Source organism: Virgibacillus sp. SK37 (assembly GCF_000725285.1).
GTDB lineage: Bacteria > Bacillota > Bacilli > Bacillales > Amphibacillaceae > Virgibacillus_Q.
Genome location: NZ_CP007161.1, coordinates 2,082,439 through 2,100,326 on the forward strand (window position 1 = coordinate 2,082,439; position 17,888 = coordinate 2,100,326).

General features: G+C 36.3%; 19 protein-coding genes. 1 reads left to right on the plus strand and 18 read right to left on the minus strand.

Annotated elements, in window-relative coordinates:
- Nucleotides 1-6 precede the first annotated feature (6 nt).
- The 9 genes from X953_RS10785 to X953_RS10825 all read right to left on the minus strand — a co-directional run bounded on the left by X953_RS10785 (nucleotide 7) and on the right by X953_RS10825 (nucleotide 7,032).
- Entirely contained in the window at nucleotides 7-492 is a 486-nt protein-coding gene (locus tag X953_RS10785) for a CcdC family protein (protein WP_040955577.1), read from the minus strand.
- Nucleotides 493-522: 30 nt separating this feature from the next.
- Nucleotides 523-900 (minus strand): response regulator, encoded by a 378-nt coding sequence (locus X953_RS10790; RefSeq protein WP_040955578.1) that lies wholly within the window; start codon nucleotides 898-900, stop codon nucleotides 523-525.
- A gap of 17 nt (nucleotides 901-917) precedes the next feature.
- Nucleotides 918-1,343 (minus strand): Na(+)/H(+) antiporter subunit B, encoded by a 426-nt coding sequence (locus X953_RS10795; protein WP_040955579.1) that lies wholly within the window; start codon nucleotides 1,341-1,343, stop codon nucleotides 918-920.
- 63 nt (nucleotides 1,344-1,406) lie between these two features.
- The gene (locus tag X953_RS10800; RefSeq protein ID WP_040955580.1) at nucleotides 1,407-2,111 is read right to left on the minus strand and encodes a cytochrome c biogenesis CcdA family protein; all 705 of its coding nucleotides are present in this window, start codon (nucleotides 2,109-2,111) and stop codon (nucleotides 1,407-1,409) included.
- Between the two features lie 166 nt (nucleotides 2,112-2,277).
- On the minus strand, nucleotides 2,278-2,499 hold the full coding sequence (locus X953_RS10805; protein ID WP_019378485.1) for a YneF family protein: 222 nt from the start codon (nucleotides 2,497-2,499) through the stop codon (nucleotides 2,278-2,280).
- 45 nt (nucleotides 2,500-2,544) lie between these two features.
- Nucleotides 2,545-3,006 carry a sporulation inhibitor of replication protein SirA gene (gene sirA / locus X953_RS10810; protein ID WP_040955581.1) on the minus strand — a complete coding sequence of 154 codons (462 nt, stop codon included), beginning with the start codon at nucleotides 3,004-3,006 and terminating at the stop codon, nucleotides 2,545-2,547.
- A gap of 905 nt (nucleotides 3,007-3,911) precedes the next feature.
- Nucleotides 3,912-5,912 carry a transketolase gene (gene tkt / locus X953_RS10815; protein ID WP_040955582.1) on the minus strand — a complete coding sequence of 667 codons (2,001 nt, stop codon included), beginning with the start codon at nucleotides 5,910-5,912 and terminating at the stop codon, nucleotides 3,912-3,914.
- Between the two features lie 154 nt (nucleotides 5,913-6,066).
- Complete coding sequence (locus X953_RS10820; RefSeq protein WP_040955583.1) at nucleotides 6,067-6,300, minus strand: DUF896 domain-containing protein; 234 nt, start codon at nucleotides 6,298-6,300, stop codon at nucleotides 6,067-6,069.
- 93 nt (nucleotides 6,301-6,393) lie between these two features.
- On the minus strand, nucleotides 6,394-7,032 hold the full coding sequence (locus tag X953_RS10825; protein ID WP_040955584.1) for a recombinase family protein: 639 nt from the start codon (nucleotides 7,030-7,032) through the stop codon (nucleotides 6,394-6,396).
- A 296-nt stretch (nucleotides 7,033-7,328) separates the two neighbouring features.
- Here X953_RS10825 and lexA point away from each other — a divergent pair, with 296 nt between their 5' ends.
- Complete coding sequence (gene lexA, locus X953_RS10830) at nucleotides 7,329-7,952, plus strand: transcriptional repressor LexA (protein WP_040955585.1); 624 nt, start codon at nucleotides 7,329-7,331, stop codon at nucleotides 7,950-7,952.
- Nucleotides 7,953-8,109: 157 nt separating this feature from the next.
- Here lexA and glnA read toward each other — a convergent pair whose 3' ends face one another.
- The 9 genes from glnA to mutL form a co-directional block, all read right to left on the minus strand.
- Nucleotides 8,110-9,447 carry a type I glutamate--ammonia ligase gene (gene glnA / locus X953_RS10835; protein WP_040955586.1) on the minus strand — a complete coding sequence of 446 codons (1,338 nt, stop codon included), beginning with the start codon at nucleotides 9,445-9,447 and terminating at the stop codon, nucleotides 8,110-8,112.
- A gap of 57 nt (nucleotides 9,448-9,504) precedes the next feature.
- Nucleotides 9,505-9,888 (minus strand): MerR family transcriptional regulator, encoded by a 384-nt coding sequence (locus X953_RS10840; protein WP_040955587.1) that lies wholly within the window; start codon nucleotides 9,886-9,888, stop codon nucleotides 9,505-9,507.
- A gap of 133 nt (nucleotides 9,889-10,021) precedes the next feature.
- The gene (locus X953_RS10845; RefSeq protein WP_040955588.1) at nucleotides 10,022-11,266 is read right to left on the minus strand and encodes a methionine gamma-lyase family protein; all 1,245 of its coding nucleotides are present in this window, start codon (nucleotides 11,264-11,266) and stop codon (nucleotides 10,022-10,024) included.
- Nucleotides 11,267-11,275: 9 nt separating this feature from the next.
- Nucleotides 11,276-12,511, minus strand: coding sequence for a GTPase HflX (gene hflX / locus X953_RS10850; RefSeq protein ID WP_040955589.1), 1,236 nt, complete (start codon nucleotides 12,509-12,511; stop codon nucleotides 11,276-11,278).
- Between the two features lie 89 nt (nucleotides 12,512-12,600).
- Entirely contained in the window at nucleotides 12,601-13,521 is a 921-nt protein-coding gene (gene spoVK, locus X953_RS10855) for a stage V sporulation protein K (protein ID WP_040955590.1), read from the minus strand.
- 776 nt (nucleotides 13,522-14,297) lie between these two features.
- Nucleotides 14,298-14,522 carry an RNA chaperone Hfq gene (hfq, locus tag X953_RS10860; protein WP_040955591.1) on the minus strand — a complete coding sequence of 75 codons (225 nt, stop codon included), beginning with the start codon at nucleotides 14,520-14,522 and terminating at the stop codon, nucleotides 14,298-14,300.
- Between the two features lie 38 nt (nucleotides 14,523-14,560).
- The gene (miaA, locus tag X953_RS10865) at nucleotides 14,561-15,496 is read right to left on the minus strand and encodes a tRNA (adenosine(37)-N6)-dimethylallyltransferase MiaA (protein WP_040955592.1); all 936 of its coding nucleotides are present in this window, start codon (nucleotides 15,494-15,496) and stop codon (nucleotides 14,561-14,563) included.
- Nucleotides 15,497-15,521: 25 nt separating this feature from the next.
- Nucleotides 15,522-15,971 (minus strand): Dps family protein, encoded by a 450-nt coding sequence (locus tag X953_RS10870; protein WP_040955593.1) that lies wholly within the window; start codon nucleotides 15,969-15,971, stop codon nucleotides 15,522-15,524.
- Nucleotides 15,972-16,032: 61 nt separating this feature from the next.
- Nucleotides 16,033-17,886, minus strand: a complete 1,854-nt coding sequence (mutL, locus tag X953_RS10875) for a DNA mismatch repair endonuclease MutL (RefSeq protein WP_040955594.1) — start codon at nucleotides 17,884-17,886, stop codon at nucleotides 16,033-16,035.
- Nucleotides 17,887-17,888: the final 2 nt, after the last annotated feature.

Consider the following 17,888-nt stretch of genomic DNA (forward strand, 5'->3'; position numbering starts at 1 on the left):
CACTGGTTAGACGCTTCTTTTTGTTGTAGCGTTCATTTTTTTTTCTAATTTCATAAATTTAATTAACATAGCCAGCCTCCAAGTGACAATCATCCCAAATGCTAGCAGATAGAACATGCCACTCGTCTGTCCAAGAGAAATTGTACTTCCAATTGCCAGCTTAAATATAATACGAAATAGCAACAATCCAACTAATATAAACACAAATGCTTTTGAAGGTACTAAGTATATGGCGTTTTTCCGAATTTCAAAGTTAGACGTTTTAATTAAAAATATGGAACAGATAATACCAACAATGATTGCTTCTGCAAACTCTGAAAAAGTAACTCGAAATTGTGGAACTACAAACATCAATGCACCTGTACTCATAAAAAGTGGTGGCAATATAATTTTTTTAACACTAGCTGGTTGCTTTGCAGCTTTAAGCCTTACAAAAATCATTGTGACAGCCATAAACGCTGCTACTATTGTACTTGCCACTAACCAAAACATCAAATCACTCTCTCTTGAGGCTTAATTGCATTAAAAACTCTTATTATTAATATGTAGAACTCTATTTAACGTCTCTTGAACACAGTTTTCATTAAAGGGTTTAACTAAAAAATCCTTTGCACCGGATTCGATTGCTTCTACTACTACTTTTTGTTGATTCATGGCTGAACACATAATGATATGGGCATCAGAATCAAATCTTATTATTTCTTTCAGGGCTTCTATTCCGCTCATAACCGGCATCGTGATGTCCATGATAACAAGATCGGGCCTCAACTTTTTATATTGTTGAATTGCTTCCAAACCATTCATAGCTTCACCTACAACCTCGTGACCTGCCTTTGTTAGTATAGAAGCTAAATTCATTCTTATGAATGCAGTATCATCTACTAATAATACTAGCCCCATTGTTATCTAGCCCCCTTTTATTGATCATTGGCGATGGTTAGAATAATGGTCATCATTACTCCAACAACAGTGAAATATACACCAATATCAAAGATCATAGCGGTTGCCAATTCAATTTCACCAAAAATAGGCAGGTGGAAGTACCCAAATGTTTGGGATAAAAATGGCACATTAAAAATAAATGAACCTATACCTGTTCCGACTGCAAAAGCTAAGCCAATAGGAATCAATAATGTGAAATTGATCGGAATGATTTTTTTCACTACTTCCATTCCATAAGCCATATACATGAGAAGGATTGCTCCTGATGTCAGCAAACCGCCAACAAACCCTCCCCCTGGAGAGTTATGTCCCGCCAGCAATAAATAAATGGCAAATCCAAGTAAGATAAATGCGATTAAAGATGTTGTTGTACGTAGAACAAGATCATTCGGTTTATACATGTAAGCGTGCTCCTTTATGCTATATCTTCTTCCTATAGTAATATAGGACAATAATAAAATCCATTAAAAACCATAGAAACCAAACCATCCGGCCAAAAATGAAGTTAATTTATTCATCCAATTAAAAAATAGTGCAATTCCCATGAATATCATGACATAACCACCGATTTTCACAAGCTTCATACTATGTTTTTTAAACCAGTTTAATTTGCCGATAAAAAAGGCAAGTAGTAAAAAAGGTATAGAAAAACCGAGAATGTAACTGATCATCATAATCATACCTGTATCTGGATTTGTAGCAGCTAAAGATAGTACAATTGCTAAAATCGGGCCGGTACAAGGTGTCCAACCAAGAGAGAATGCCATACCTATTAAGAAAGACCCAACAAAACCAGCTGGCCTATTTTTGAATGTGATTTTTCTATCTTTCATTAAAAATTCAAAATTTAAAATACCAACAATTACTAAGCCAAAAAAAATAATCAGGATAGCTCCCACTTGTCGGATGATATTCTTATAGGTAAGTAAAAAGTCAGAAACGAAAGAACTAAGAAAACCCATCATAATAAATACACTGGAAAAACCAACTAAAAAGAAAATAGTATGAAGAATGGCTTTTTTATTTAACCTTTTATTCTCTTCTTTTATTTCGCTAACACTCATTCCTGTTATGTAAGAAAGAAATGCAGGATATAAAGGCAACACGCACGGTGAAATAAAAGATAAAAAACCTGCACCAAACGCTAAAAATATATTTATCTCTGACATAGTATACCTCCTAGAAATCCTTAATTACAGTCTATCAAATAAATAAACCAAATTATAAATCGTTTTTGACAAATAACCGAAAATTCTTCGTAATATTTAATGAAATACAAACACCCCTTGCTATTCATAGCAAGGGGCTTGGACCATGGATAAGAGAATTAGTGCTTTATTTTCCTGTTTGGTTATTCATAGCACGCATCATTTGATTGATTTTCTTTTGTGATGGTTTTTGCCCCATCTGCATCATTAACGTACGAAGCATTTGCTCATTAATAGGTGGATTCTTTTTTAAATAGCTCATCATATATTTTCTAGCAATGAAAAATCCAAGAGCAACACCAACAATTAATGCTGCAATAGCGATTAATACGACCCAAATAGTGCTCATGTCAAGCTTTCCTCCTTCGTGTTGTCTCTTATACAGTATAGTAAATCAAAGAAAGGAATACAATACTTGTTCACTCTGATTTCCATGATTACTAGTAATTATAGGAGAAATCCATCCAAAGTTATTCACATTTCTACCTGTGATAAACAAATTGCTATGAAAACTCCGTAGCATAGGAAATAATATTTCTTCTGCATCCTGCAAAGAATTACAACGAAATTTTAATTGTTTTTCATCCATATGTAAAGAAATATAGGTCTTTTTTTGATGAATGATTAATTGTGAGCCATTAAATTGTAACATAAAAGCGTTATTATAGTAGTTTTTTATATGTGAAATTAATCGTGATTCAGGAAAAGAACGAGTAATATAATTAAATTGTTTTTTTAATATGTCGTTTGAGAGGTCATTTCTATAATCTTTAAAAAAATGATATAATAAATTACTTTTGTGGAAATAATGTGCTGCAACCTCTTCTTTTATCCAGTAGATAGAATATGCATCCATTTTATCTCCTCCTTTTATATATTCTATTATACGCATTAAATTTCAGAATAATGTCACATTATCACGCAAAATCACACTTGTTTTGTCGATGAAAAGAATATTAGTTCGATTTTCATGTTTTCATAGATTTTTAACGGCTACATAAATATTTTTAGAGTATGAAGGTTCTATTAACCATCAGAAAAAATAGGTTCTACTGCAAATGTTGGGGTACATAGGTATTTAGTTATTTCATAGTTGGGGTAAACTCCGAACTAACTTGGTAGGACTGTACTTTCTAGATTACATCCCTAAAATTGGCTAAATAACAACGCTACGGAAAAATACTGCGCTTATCAGGGGCGGCTGATGAGCCTCCTCATGCTAACGCATGAGGCCACTGAAAAAGTCCGGTAAATTCTTGAGAAGGCTAGTTCCAAAAAATTACATCACCACTTTTTAGTCTATGAGTGGAGTAAACTGGTATTGACTCTCCATCTAGGCAAATTAAACAACGAAATTTTGGGATAGCGTTTTTTGAAAAACTTCTATTTTAGTAGAGAATGACTTTTTCAGTGGCTTCGAATAGCATGAGCTGAAGACACTAAACGGAGCGTAGCGGAGGAAGCGGCTGAAGCCATGCCGGGCGGCAAAGAAGACACTGTGAGGTATCGAACAGATGTCGCGCTTGTACCTGGAGGTGTGAAAGCGTTCATCTGCAATGGAAATCAATGGCGATAGATGATCTGCTAGGGGTGTTTAGTCCCATAACCCTGCTACAAGTTGATTGCTTTCACACCTTCGAGCACAAGAGAGAAGTGTATTTTCCGAATTATTGAATAACCCCAACATATATATTAGAATCGAAAAATAAAAAGATGACCCGTATTAACTAGGGTCATCTTTTTTTACATAGGGATTTAATTTTATATGAAAGATTTTACATGGTTTACTACATTTTCAACAGTAAATCCATATTCTTCTATCACTTTATCTCCGTTGGCTGAAGCTCCGAATTTGTCGATAGCAATAATCTTTCCTTCACTACCAGCATATCGTTCCCAACCGAAGGAAGCTGCCATTTCTATGGCAACACGTTTTTTCACTTGTGGAGGAAGAATTTTATTCTTATATGCCTCCTCTTGTGCATTAAAACGATCCCAAGAAGGCATGCTGACAACCTGCACGTCAATCCCTTTCGAAGCCAATTCTTTCTGAGCTGCCACTGCCAATTGTACCTCAGAACCTGTTGCAAGCAATAGCGCATCAGGAATATCCTTCTCGGCCTTACTTACAATATATGCCCCTCTTTTGACACCTTCATAGGCATGTTCCTTTGTACCTTCTAATGTTGGTAAATTTTGTCTTGTAAGAACTAATGCTGTAGGAGTATCTGTAGACTCCAGAGCAAGTCTCCAAGCGGCCTGAGTTTCATTTCCATCTGCAGGGCGAATCAACGATAAACCAGGCATAGCACGTAAAGCAGCTAAATGTTCTACAGGTTCATGTGTCGGCCCATCTTCTCCAACAGCAATGGAGTCATGTGTGAAAACATAAGTTACTGGGACATTCATAATGGATGATAATCTTACAGCAGGTCTTAAGTAATCACTAAAGACAAAGAAAGTTCCCGCATACACGTTTAAACCACCATGTAAAGCCATTCCATTTAATGCTGCACCCATTGCGTGCTCCCTGACACCAAACCATACATTCCGTCCGGCGTAGTTATTACGTGTGAAATCATCTTCATCATTAATGGATGTTTTATTAGATCCTGCCAGATCCGCACTACCCCCAAAGAAGTTCGGTACAGCTTTAGCTATGGCATTGAGCACTTTACCAGATGAAGCTCTTGTAGCCAACGTATCTTTTTCAGGTTCAAATACAGGTAGTTCCTTTTCCCAATCTACCGGAAGCTTACCATCCAATGCTAATTCAAATTCATTGGCTAACTCTGGATATTTTTCTTTATATGCTTCTAATTGCTGATTCCATTTTTCTTCAGCAACTGCGCCATTGTCAGCAATTTTTTCTTTGAAATCTGAATAAACGGCTTCTGGTACGTGGAAATCTTCATGACCCCACTTATAAAATTCTTTTGTTAGTTTTACTTCATCTTTACCAAGTGGTGCACCATGGGAAGCAGCTGATGCTGATTTATTAGGTGAACCATAGCCGATAACTGTTTTGACCTCAATCAATGTAGGCTGTGCCGTATTTTCTTGTGCTTTTCTAATCGCAGCCCTTAACTCATTGAGGTCATTCCCATCTTCTACACGAATCACTTGCCAACCATAGGCCTGAAAACGTTGCTCTGTATTATCAGAGAATGAACGGTTTAATTCTCCATCTAGAGAAATATCATTAGAATCATACAATGCAATTAGTTTTCCAAGACCAAGATGACCTGCTAGAGATGCAGCTTCATGTGATATGCCTTCCATTAAATCTCCGTCACTTACTAGAGCATACGTATAATGATCAACAACGGCAATATCATCCTTATTAAATTTGGCTGCTAAATGAGCTTCAGCCATTGCCATACCAACAGACATAGCAATACCTTGTCCCAAAGGGCCGGTAGTTGCCTCCACTCCGTCCGTGTGGTTTACTTCTGGGTGACCAGGAGTCTTAGAATCCCATTGTCTGAATTGCTTTAAATCATCAATTGTCACATTATATCCTGATAAATGCAGCAAGCTATATAGCAACATAGATCCATGACCCGCCGATAATACGAAGCGGTCTCTATTAAACCACTTTGAATTGCTCGGATTATGTGTCATAAAATCAGTCCATAATGTGTAAGCCATCGGAGCAGCCCCCATTGGGAGACCAGGGTGACCAGAATTTGCGTTTTCGATAGCGTCAATGGATAAAGTTCGAATGGTATTCACTGATTGTTCTTCAATATTGTTTGGCATATAATAAGCTCCTCTCGTAAATACAACTTTAATATCCTACTTTATTCTATAACGAAAGAACATTAGTAACAAGTATTATAGGATACAAAAAACGTTTCTTGTGATAGTTTGAACAAACCTCCGGAAATTATTAATTAATTTAACGATCATTTAATTAATGCTTTTTGTTTCTCTCTTGTAAATCTCTCACTTTTTGAGGGGTAACGTCATTACCTTCCGGATCCATAACAGTCATAGATTTAAACTGGTTTTTAAAAGAACTGCGGACATTTTTCAAATATTCTTCCCGCAACTTCTTTTGTTCTATTTTCTCCTCATTCGATAAGCCCTCTTGCTTTGATTTTTTAGCTAACTGATTGATTCGTTCCAACTTATCTTTGGATAACATTATAATTAAACCTCCTACCCGAGTGAATGCCAATATAAAAAGACAGGAACGATCGTTCCTGTCTTTCTATATTACGCTCCATAATACTTATATTCAAGTGTTATGAAACTCCTTATACCTTCGATGTACGGTCGCTTTTGAAACAGAATAGCCTAAACCATTTAAGGTTGTAGCAATTTCTTCAAATGTAAGGTTTTTTTCTCTTAACCTGATTACTTCTTCTATAGGAAAGGAAATTCTATCTCTTCCAGGAGCTTTGTTTTGTCCTGATAAGTTGTTCTGAGGCCTATAGCCTTTTTTAATGGCCTTCTTCATACCTCTTTTTATCTTTGTATTATGAATGATACGTTGATATTCTTCTACTATGCCAACAATTTGCAAGACCATAGAGTCTGATTCTGACAACTCCAGTTCACCTTCATGTATAGCTGTAAAAATCGGTATGTCGAGCTTTTTCAAATGATGAAATAAAGCAATTTTTGTATTCCCCCGCCCAAGCCTTGTTTCATCCTGAATAAGTAGACAATCCGCTCTATTGGAAGTAAAATAATCAAGCATTTCATAGATACCATCTCTATTAATCTCATAGCCGCTTATTTGTTCTTCTATACATGCAATAATTGAAAATCCATTTTGTCTTGCTAGACTTTGCAATTCTTCCTTCTGCCTACTTAAAGAGGTTTCCTGTGTTGATTTATCTGTACTGACTCGACAATAAATAATAGCATTCATACACTAAACTTCTCCTGCCTTTTACTCTTATATTCTTCAACTTGTAACCATAGCATAATACAAAAATCCTAATGTTAATGCAAATGCCACCAGATAGAATACGTCTGTTTTTGTTAATTTTCCAAACATAGTAAAATCCACCTCCTGCAAAATTAGAACTTCTGTTCGTTCATCTAACAAAAGTATTACACGAACATATGATCTTGTCAAGCTTTTTCTCGAACGAACGTTTGCTTTTTCTATCTCCCAATGATAAACTAATACTAATTAAACTATATGTGCGAGGTGTTTGATAGATGACAAAACTTTCTAATAGACAGCAAATGATTTTAGACTTTATAAAAGAAGAAGTTACTAAAAAGGGTTATCCACCATCAGTTAGGGAAATAGCGGTTGCTGTTGGGCTTGCTTCGAGCTCAACAGTGCATGGGCATCTTGCCAGACTGGAAAGCAAAGGGTTTATTCGCAGAGATCCTACGAAACCCAGAGCGATTGAAATACTTGATATTACAGGGGAAGATAGCATTCCAAGGGAGGAAGCGATCTATGCTCCTGTTATTGGTAAAGTAACTGCCGGACTTCCTATTACAGCAGTAGAAAACATTGAGGAATTTGTGCCACTTCCAAGTAATACAGCTAGCCCGGATGATCAACTATTTGTTTTGGTAATTGAAGGAGAGAGTATGATTGAGGCTGGAATCCTTGATGGAGACATGGTCATAGTAAAACAGCAAAACACTGCCCAGAACAGTGATATTGTGGTTGCTATGACAGAAGAAAACGAAGCAACAGTTAAACGCTTTTTTAAAGAACGCGATCATATACGGTTACAACCCGAAAACGCAACTATGGAACCATTATTGTACAAAAATGTAAGTATACTAGGAAAAGTTATTGGATTGTATCGCAATATCCATTAAAAACAGCATCAACAATTTGAATTTAACAAGCTAAATCGCCCTTTCTCGGACGCAAGTGCTATACAAGACTCCTATGCAGAGCCAAAATTTTATACTTTATTACATTAAAAAAACTGCCATAATGGCAGTTTTTTAGATTTCAAGTCAATTTGCTTTCTTAGTACGTACTTAAATATTGTTCTCTTTCCCAAGGATGTACCGTCGTGCGGAACATATCCCATTCAATTTCTTTTGCTTCCAGGAAATGTTCATATAAATGATCTCCAAGCGCTTTAACAATAACCTCATCCTGCTCTAATTCTCTCAAAGCACCCATTAGTGTAGAAGGTAAATCCTTAATTCCGTTCTCTTCTCGTTCCGCTCTAGTCATTACATAAATATTTCGGTCAACAGCAGCTGGCGGGGTTAGTTTATTTTCAACACCATCAAGCCCAGCTGCTAATAATACTGCCATAGCCATGTATGGGTTGGCTGCCGGGTCCACACTACGTACTTCAATCCGTGTACTGAGACCTCTGGAGTATGGAATACGTACCAAAGGACTTCTGTTTGCTGCGGACCAAGCTACATAGGATGGAGCTTCATATCCAGGAACAAGTCTCTTATATGAGTTCACTGTTGGATTAGTTACTGCTGTGAAGTTTGTTGCGTGCTTCATAATACCAGCCGTAAATTGAAATGCTACATCACTTAGTTGCATGTCACCCTGCTTATCAAAAAACATATTTTTCCCATTTTTAAACAGCGACATGTTTACATGCATTCCAGAACCATTTACACCAAACAAAGGTTTTGGCATAAAAGTAGCATGAAGATTATGTTTTCTGGCAATTGTTTTTACTACTAGTTTAAATGTTTGAATATCATCAGCATGTTTAACTGCATCCGCATATTTAAAGTCAATTTCGTGTTGGCCTGGTGCGCCCTCATGATGAGATGCTTCAATTTCAAAGCCCATTTCTTCTAATTCAAGAACAATGTCTCTACGGCAATTTTCCCCTAAATCAGTTGGAGCAAGATCAAAATAGCCTCCGCGATCATTCAGTTCCAGAGAAGGATCGCCTTTTTCATCTAATTTAAATAAAAAGAATTCCGGTTCTGTACCGATATTAAAAGCATCAAAGCCTAGCTCTTCCATTTTCTTCAAATTACGCTTAAGGTTATAGCGAGGACATCCTTCAAATGGAGTTCCATCCGGATTGTAAATATCACAAATAAAGCGGGCTACTTTACCTTTATCTGATGTCCATGGAAATACCACAAACGAATCAAGATCTGGATATAAATACATATCTGATTCCTCAATCCGAACAAAACCTTCGATGGAAGACCCGTCAAACATCATCTTATTATCTAGTGCTTTTTTAAGTTGACTTAGTGGAATTTCCACATTCTTGATAATTCCCAGCATATCTGTAAATTGCAGACGAATAAATCGTACGTTCTCTTCCTCGATTTGCCTTAATATTTCCTCTTTGGTAATTCGTTTTCCCATCATTTCTCCTCCTGATTTGAGTTGGATTTATATAAAGAGAGGATAACTCTCTTTTTCCTAATTCCTAAAAAACCTTGATAATTCTCCTTGTCTCAAGCTCGCTTTCCCATATCTTCCTGCCTCATTTAACTCATTTCGTAAAATACTTCGTAGTTCCTTATCAGAAAGCTCGGTTTTACCTTGTGTTTTTGGCTCATCACTTACTTCTTCAAGTAATAGTTTAATACCAGCAATATTTAAACCACGATCAAGTAGTGATTTAATTTCTAGTAACTTATCCACATCATTAAATGAGAATAATCTTTGATTACCTGTAGTTCTTTCGGGATGAATTAGACTGTTTTCTTCGTAATATCTTATCTGTCTTGCTGTTAATTCCGTTAGTTTAATAACTATCCCAATAGAGAATAAGGGCATGGATCGTCTCTCTTTATCATTCAACACATAACCCCCTTATGTAATTATGTAACTTATTATAATTTATGTCAGCTTAACTGTCAAATTGATGTTAGGTTTCCTAACATTATAGAATAAATAAAAAGGAAGAGATAGCTTCCTCTCTTCCTTTTCCCTTTTATAAAGTTAAAAAACCTTTTCTTTGAAGTTCTTTTACCGATTGAGTAATAGCTATCTTTACATGCGCATAGGTTAAACCACCCTGAACAAAAACAATGTACGGAGACCGCAATGGTCCATCTGCTGACAATTCAATACTCGAACCCTGAATAAACGTCCCGGCTGCCATAATAACCTGATCCTCATATCCGGGCATCTCACTAGGATATGGTTTAACAAATGAGTTAACAGGAGAATTTTCTTGAATAGCCTGACAAAAAGCTACCATTTCCTTTTCCTCTTGAAACGTTACAGATTGAATTAAGTCAGTACGAACTGCTTGATAATGAGGAGATGTTGTATAGCCTGCTAATTCTAACAATCTGGAAGTGAAAACTGCGCCTTTTAAAGCTTCTCCGACAACATGTGGAGCTAAAAAGAATCCTTGGTACATTTCATGCAATGTATTTAGCGTTGCTCCAGTTTCCTTACCAAGACCTGGTGCTGTTAACCTGTTGGCACATTGCAGAACAAGTTTTTCCTTCCCAACGATATAACCGCCAGCACGGACCATTCCTCCACCAGGGTTTTTAATTAATGATCCTGCCATAATATCTGCACCGACATGTAATGGCTCTATTTCTTCGACAAATTCACCATAGCAATTATCTACAAAAATGATAATATCTTCATTTAAATCTTTAATGAATTTAACCATTTCTCCTATTTCTTCTACTGTGAACGAAGGCCGGTCATCATACCCTTTTGATCTTTGAATACCAATTACTTTCGTTTTGCTGCTTATATTTTCTTGGATAGAAGGATAATTAACGGACCCATTTAAATTTAAATTGACTTCTTTGTAGGAAACTTGAAAGTCTTTTAACGAGCCGGTAGCAGGTTTACCGCGCTTACCAATAACTTCCTCTAACGTATCATAAGGTTTTCCGGTTATATAAATAAGTTCATCGCCTGGTCTTAACAATCCAAATAGAGTGGTGGAAATAGCATGAGTACCTGATACCAACTGGGGTCTGACAAGGGCATCCTCTCCCCCAAATACATCTGCATAAACTTTCTCTAAGACTTCTCTTCCCATGTCATCATAGCCATACCCGCTCGTCGAATTAAAATGACTGTCACTCACACGATTTCTCTTAAACGCATCTAGCACTCGTTTCTGATTTATCGCTACAGTTTTATTAATTTTATTATGAATATGCTTGCAATCTTTTTCTGCTTTTTCTACTAATTGTTCTAACATTGGTTGTTTTTACTCCTCTAACAGGCTCTCTAAAGCGTGATCTTTCCGCATATAGCCTTTTACTGTATATTGATTTTTTTCTTCATTAAAGTATTTTTCCGTAACAATTGACTCCAACTCAAGTCTGTTCATTATTTTTCCTTCATCCGGTCGTAATTCCAGGGAATAATACTTCCATTCTTTTATTAAGGTTTCTTCGATTTTGGTTTCCAATCTGCTTAAATCCTCATCTCCATAGGCGCTCATAATGAAATAAGGATGGTTTGAAGGTATAAACTCTTTTTCCATTAAATCTTTTTTATTATAAATATTTAACATAGGGATTGTATCTGCATGTAATTCTTCCAATAATTTACGTACAGTATGCTGATGTTGTTCAAGATCAGGATTTGAACCATCTACAACATGCAAAAGAAAATCCGCTTCAGTCACTTCCTCTAACGTGGACTTAAATGCTGCAATTAATGATGTAGGTAAATCCTGAATAAAGCCTACCGTATCTGTGAGTAATGGCTGGAATCCGGATGGCAGTTTAATTTGCCGAGTTAATGGATCCAGAGTAGCAAAAAGCTTATCTTCTACCATACTTTCACTATCAGTTAAACGATTGAATAAAGTTGACTTTCCAGCATTTGTATAACCTACAATGGCAATTTGAAAAACTTCATTGGCTTTTCGTCTCTTTCTATATTGCTCCCTTTGCTGTGCTACAGAGGATAGTCTTCTTTTAATATCATAAATTCTACGTCTAATATGTCTTTGGTCTGTCTCCAGCTTTGTCTCACCAGGACCTCTCGTACCAATTCCCGCACCTAATCTGGACATGCTCACACCTTGCCCGCGGAGTCTTGGTAGCATATATTCCAACTGAGCAAGTTCAACTTGAAGTTTTCCCTCTTTGGTTCTAGCCCTTTGAGCGAATATATCAAGGATCAATTGACTTCTGTCGATAATGCGTACACCGAATTCATTTCCTAAATTACGCAGTTGCCCTGAAGAAAGCTCATCATTTGAGATAACCAGCTCGATATCTAATTCCTCAATTTCCTGTTTTATTTCTTCCATTTTTCCAGTCCCAATGTAATTAGCTGGATGAATCCGATCTCGTTTCTGTACCATTACTTTCTCAACCGCTCCGCCGGCAGTGTGACTTAAAGAAATGAGTTCTTTTAAAGAAGATTGGAATCTTTCTTCATTTTGTCTTGGTCGCATAACTGCAATAACTAGTATTTTTTCTGCTGTCATATTTAAACCTCTTTCTATCAGCCCTTAACGTATTTCATACATATTATTATCATACCAAACGGAGCATATGATAACCAAATATTGCGCTATCAATTATCCATCAGCAGATCTTTTTCTGTTAATGTAATCAAGTCGTCTGTAGTTAGGTTATTCCTTTTTAAGAGACGAACTGCATGAAGTCTTATTGCATTTTCAATAACATTTCGTACATAGCGTGCATTGGAGAAATTACGGCCTTTTTCTTGGGTTTTTTTAAATAAATGCATTCTCAATTCCTGTTCTGCTTCTTTTGTTAGACGATATTCGCGTTCTGCAGCCATTTGCCTTGCTATTTTCATTAATTGACTTATTTCGTAATCCTCAAAATCCAATATAAATGGGAACCTGGACTGCAAGCCTGGATTTAACGTAAGAAATCTTTCCATTTCATACGGATAGCCTGCTAAGATTAATACAAAATCATTATGATGATCTTCCATATGCTTCACAAGCGTATCAATGGCTTCTTTTCCAAAATCCTTATCTCCACCTCGTGCCAGTGAGTATGCTTCATCTATAAACAGAATTCCTCCCATTGCCTTTTGAATAATAGTACGGGTTTTTTGAGCGGTTTGACCAATATATTCACCAACAAGATCGGCTCTTTCAGCTTCAATAAAGTGACCCTTTGATAATAAATTCATTTCAAAATATAACTTTGCTAACTTCCTTGCAACAGTAGTTTTTCCTGTCCCAGGATTTCCTTTAAATAACATATGGAGAACTTGCTTAGAGTTCTTTAATCCTAATTCATTTCTTTTCTGATTAATCACTACCGTAGCATAAATTTCTTTTATTGTTTTTTTCAAATCTTGTAAGCCGATAATCGAAGAAAATTCTTGATCTATATGTGTAAATGGATTGTTCTCAAAGGAAGAAATTGATTTTTGGGATTGTCGCTCTTCGTTTTTTTGTTCTTTTAATACAATATTAATTTGACCTTTCTTGTTCCTGATTAATTGTGTTTCCATACCATCACCTCTCAGTCAATTCAGTATACGCACCTAACCGATATGGTGTGACATTCGCCTATATATATTTAAGCGTATTTTGATGGGGTGTGTTTAATATAACCAGGAGTCCCGGAAATGCATACACCACAAGAGTTGCTGAAAAAATTTACTTTTGTACATAGATGTTTAAAAAGAGAGCGCGCTTCTTAAACTGTTCAATTCAATACTTCTTAAGATAACTTATTACAAATTTATAAAAACGGGTACTACTGCAAATGTTGGGATACAAATGTATTTTGTTCATTCATAGTTGGAGGAAACTCCGAAGTAATTTTGTAGTAGTTTATTTCATTTTAAGGAGGTGAATAGACCCATTGATTTCCACTGCAGGGGGACGCTTTCCGCCGGCATGGCTTCAGCCGCTTCCTCCGCTACGCTCCGTGCAGGGTCTTCAGCTCATGCTATTCCGGCAGGAGTCGCCCCCTTCCGCTCCAATCAATTTGTATCTGCTTTAAACCATAAATAGCGGGTTAATATCTAACCACTTTACCAGTGTAGGAAAAACACGAAGACTCCTATGGGAAAAGCAACAGTTGAAGATCCCGCAGGAAGTGATTTTTTTCTTCCGAGGAAGCTGAAGCGTTGCCCACGGAAAGCGAAGTGTTTTTTCCGAAACGGTCGCTTAGAGTACTATCAAGTTACTTCGTAGTTTATCTATTTTCCGAATCATTGAATAACCCCAACATATATATTAGAACCTAAAAACGGGTGCTGTTCAGCACCCGTTGCAAAATCTATTCAGTTTCTAAAGATACATTTTTAACTGGAGCGAAAGTGGATATTGCATGTTTGAAAATTAATTGTTGCTTTCCTTCTGTCTCAAGTAAAACTGTGAAATTATCAAATGCTTTTAATGTCCCTCTTAATTGGAATCCATTTGTTAAGAAAACAGTTACTGCAATGCGATTTTTTCTTAGTTGATTCAGGTATTGGTCTTGAATATTAACATTTTGAGCCATTATGTTTCCTCCTCATTTCTATCTATATATAACTATTTCTATTTGTCTTCCAATAATCCTGCTAGATCATCTAAAATCTTTGTAAAAACTTCATGATATGTATTTGGATTAATCGAATACCATCTTATATTCATCTTATTGCGAAACCAAGTATATTGTCGTTTTGCGTACCTTCTTGAATTTCGCTTTAAATTTTCAACTGCTTCTTCAAATGGCTGCTTTCCTTGAATATAGGGAATCATTTCTTTGTAACCAATCGCCTTCATAGAACCACATGCTTCATAACCCTTTTCATATAACGACCTCACTTCTTCAACCAGTCCGTCATTAATCATTTTGTCTACTCGTTGGTTAATCCGATTATATAATAGCTCTCTCTCCATTTCCAAGCCGATAAAAATAACGTTGTAAGGAGATTCTACCGTTTGCTCTTTTTGAAGCTGAGACATTTTCAATCCTGTTATTTCATAGATTTCTAATGCTCGAATTACTCTGCGGTAATTATTTGGATGGATTTTTTCAGCTTGTTCTGGGTCAATTGCACGCAATCGATCATACAGGTGTTTAATTCCTAATTCTGCTCTTTCGTTTTCCAATCGCTTCGTAATTCGCTCATCACGTCTTGCTGGAGAAAAATTGTAGTCAAATAAAGCGGCCTGTATATATAGGCCACTTCCCCCTACAATAATTGGGAGCTTCCCTATGGCACCTATCGATTCAATACATGCTTGCACATGGTTTTTAAAATCCGCAGCAGAGTATGCTTCATTAGGCTCTTTTATATCTATTAAATGATGGGGGATTGCTTCCATTTCCCGCTCCTCAATTTTTGCAGTTCCAATATCCATCCCTCTATATACCTGCATGGAATCTCCGCTGATAATTTCAGCGTCAAATCGCTTTGCTATCTCAATACTTAATTTTGTTTTGCCTACTGCCGTTGGACCGACAATTGCAATTACTGTTTTTTTCATACCTCTTCCCCTACATACTGATTATTTACTCATAAGCCTGATAAGCTCGGAACATCCATAGGTTTTTTTCCAGTTTTGTCTGTAAAGAAATAAGTAAATCTTCCGTAGGATGATCCTTATGCTTATCAGCTAAAACAAGTCCCTCATCCCGAATTTCTGAGATGATTTGTTGGAAATCTTTTATTAGTTGAGATACTATTTCACTTTCTTTATCATCTGCATTTGCTTCTTCTAATGTAGACTCTTTTAAATACTTGGTCATTGTTGCCAAAGGTTTCCCTTCGATCATTAAAATTCTTTCTGCAATTTCATCAAGTTCACTGGCAAACATCTCATACAACGCTTCAAATTTTTCATGAAGCTGAAAAAAATGTCTCCCTTGGACAAACCAATGATATCGGTGTAACTTAACATACATTACAAAGTAATTTGATAATAACTGATTTAGGAAGTTTATTAACCTCTGATTTTCCATTTTTACACCTCTGAGCTTTTTATTCTCATTATTAACTTGGTGTGTTATTTTTATACAGCACTTACATTACACGTTTAAACATTTTCTCTAATTCATAGGAAGAAAAATGAACGATTATCGGTCTGCCATGTGGGCAGGTGAATGGGTCTGTTGTTTTGCGTAGATCTTCTAACAGACGAAACATATCATCATGGTTCAAGTAATGGTTAGCTTTAATGGATCTTTTACAGGACATTAAAATAGCAGCTTCTTCCCTTATAATTTCAATATTTACTCTTTCTTCATTCATAATTTGGTCGATCATCTCACGAATAACCTCTTCTTCAAAACCATTAGGAAACCAATTAGGGTGTGAACGAATCACATATGTTTGATGACCAAAAGGCTCAAAAAACAAACCAACCTTTTCTAATTCCTCTTTATAAGTATCAATAAACAGAGATTCTTGCTTGGAAAATTCAAAAGTTAGAGGAATTAACAATTCTTGCGACTCATTGGTTGTTGTTCCAAGCTTTTTCTTGAAAAATTCATATTTAATTCTTTCTTGGGCAGCATGTTGATCAATCATATATAACCCATTCTCGTTTTGAGCTAGAATATACGTGCCCTGTAACTGGCCAATGGGATACATAATTGGAACCCGTTGGGTATGAGAAGCAGTCTGCTTTTCATTTAAAATTGACTTCTCCTCTTTCATATCAGCTTGAGGAGAGGGGATATAATAATCATCTACAAAATCATTAGAATGATGCGTATTTACTTCTTCGCTCTCTTTATGAGAAGGTTCTTCGGCTTCCTGGTAGCTTTGTTCTCGTATAGTCTCTTCATACGTAGGATATCTTACTTCTTGTGTTGAACTATCACCAAAATCCATCGTATTTTGATGGGTTACCTCTTTCCTTACCGCTTTCTGTTGCATTTCTGGTATGAGGGTAATTTCCCGAAATTTGTTTCTAATTGTATCTTCGATTGCTGAAAATAGTTCTTTTTCTTTACTGAACCGTACTTCAAGCTTTGTTGGATGAACATTTACATCTACTAATATAGGATCCATTTTTATATCTAAGACTACAATGGGAGACCTGCCAATCGGTAGCAAGGTGTGGTATGCACGGATAATTGCCTGTGTTAAAGGAATACTTTTTATATACCTGCCATTGATGATGGTAGATACATAATTTCTGGAAGCCCTCGTAATTTCAGGTTTTGCTATATAACCTTGAATGGAAAAATCCAAAGTCTCCTTCTTGATTGGCAGCATTTTTCGGGCAACTCCCATACCATATACTTGTGATATGACTTGCAAAACATCGCCTGTGCCAGGAGTTTTAAATAATCCTTTTCCATTGTGAGTAGCTTCAAACCTGATTTGCGGATGTGACAATGCAAGTCGATTTAACAAATCAGTTATATGTCCCAGTTCTGTATGAATAGTTTTCATATACTTTAATCGAGCAGGAGTATTAAAAAATAAATCATCTACTGTAATCTCCGTACCACGGCGTGCATCTCCTTTTCTTCTTTCAACCATTTTCCCGCCTTCTAATTCCAATACAGTGCCAGCATGATAACCTTGCGAGGTTTTTATAGTTAGTCGGCTTACTGATGCAATACTTGCTAATGCTTCTCCACGAAACCCCAATGTTTTTACATGAAATAAATCTGTTTCGTTTTTTATTTTACTCGTGGCATGGCGCAGGAATGCATGTTCACAATCGTCCTCCGCCATCCCTTCCCCATCATCGGTGATTTTAATATGCTGGAGACCAGCTTCCATAAGTTCAACTTTTATCCATGTACTGTTTGCATCAATGCTATTTTCTACTAATTCTTTTACAACAGATGCAGGGCGTTCTACTACTTCCCCAGCAGCTATTTTGTTGGCTAAGGCATCTGGCATTTGTATAATTTTCATGC

Excerpts from the sequence above, each read along its gene's own strand:
- X953_RS10785 (WP_040955577.1), bottom strand. The coding sequence starts at position 492 with ATGTTTTGGTTAGTGGCAAGTACAATAGTAGCAGCGTTTATGGCTGTC.
- lexA (WP_040955585.1), top strand. The coding sequence starts at position 7,329 with ATGACAAAACTTTCTAATAGACAGCAAATGATTTTAGACTTTATAAAA.
- X953_RS10800 (WP_040955580.1), bottom strand. The coding sequence starts at position 2,111 with ATGTCAGAGATAAATATATTTTTAGCGTTTGGTGCAGGTTTTTTATCT.
- spoVK (WP_040955590.1), bottom strand. The coding sequence starts at position 13,521 with ATGGAAACACAATTAATCAGGAACAAGAAAGGTCAAATTAATATTGTA.
- tkt (WP_040955582.1), bottom strand. The coding sequence starts at position 5,912 with ATGCCAAACAATATTGAAGAACAATCAGTGAATACCATTCGAACTTTA.
- X953_RS10825 (WP_040955584.1), bottom strand. The coding sequence starts at position 7,032 with ATGAATGCTATTATTTATTGTCGAGTCAGTACAGATAAATCAACACAG.
- X953_RS10845 (WP_040955588.1), bottom strand. The coding sequence starts at position 11,266 with ATGTTAGAACAATTAGTAGAAAAAGCAGAAAAAGATTGCAAGCATATT.
- X953_RS10870 (WP_040955593.1), bottom strand. The coding sequence starts at position 15,971 with ATGGAAAATCAGAGGTTAATAAACTTCCTAAATCAGTTATTATCAAAT.
- hfq (WP_040955591.1), bottom strand. The coding sequence starts at position 14,522 with ATGGCTCAAAATGTTAATATTCAAGACCAATACCTGAATCAACTAAGA.
- X953_RS10820 (WP_040955583.1), bottom strand. The coding sequence starts at position 6,300 with ATGTTATCCAAAGATAAGTTGGAACGAATCAATCAGTTAGCTAAAAAA.
- miaA (WP_040955592.1), bottom strand. The coding sequence starts at position 15,496 with ATGAAAAAAACAGTAATTGCAATTGTCGGTCCAACGGCAGTAGGCAAA.
- X953_RS10795 (WP_040955579.1), bottom strand. The coding sequence starts at position 1,343 with ATGTATAAACCGAATGATCTTGTTCTACGTACAACAACATCTTTAATC.
- X953_RS10790 (WP_040955578.1), bottom strand. The coding sequence starts at position 900 with ATGGGGCTAGTATTATTAGTAGATGATACTGCATTCATAAGAATGAAT.
- mutL (WP_040955594.1), bottom strand. The coding sequence starts at position 17,886 with ATGAAAATTATACAAATGCCAGATGCCTTAGCCAACAAAATAGCTGCT.
- hflX (WP_040955589.1), bottom strand. The coding sequence starts at position 12,511 with ATGACAGCAGAAAAAATACTAGTTATTGCAGTTATGCGACCAAGACAA.
- glnA (WP_040955586.1), bottom strand. The coding sequence starts at position 9,447 with ATGGGAAAACGAATTACCAAAGAGGAAATATTAAGGCAAATCGAGGAA.
- sirA (WP_040955581.1), bottom strand. The coding sequence starts at position 3,006 with ATGGATGCATATTCTATCTACTGGATAAAAGAAGAGGTTGCAGCACAT.
- X953_RS10805 (WP_019378485.1), bottom strand. The coding sequence starts at position 2,499 with ATGAGCACTATTTGGGTCGTATTAATCGCTATTGCAGCATTAATTGTT.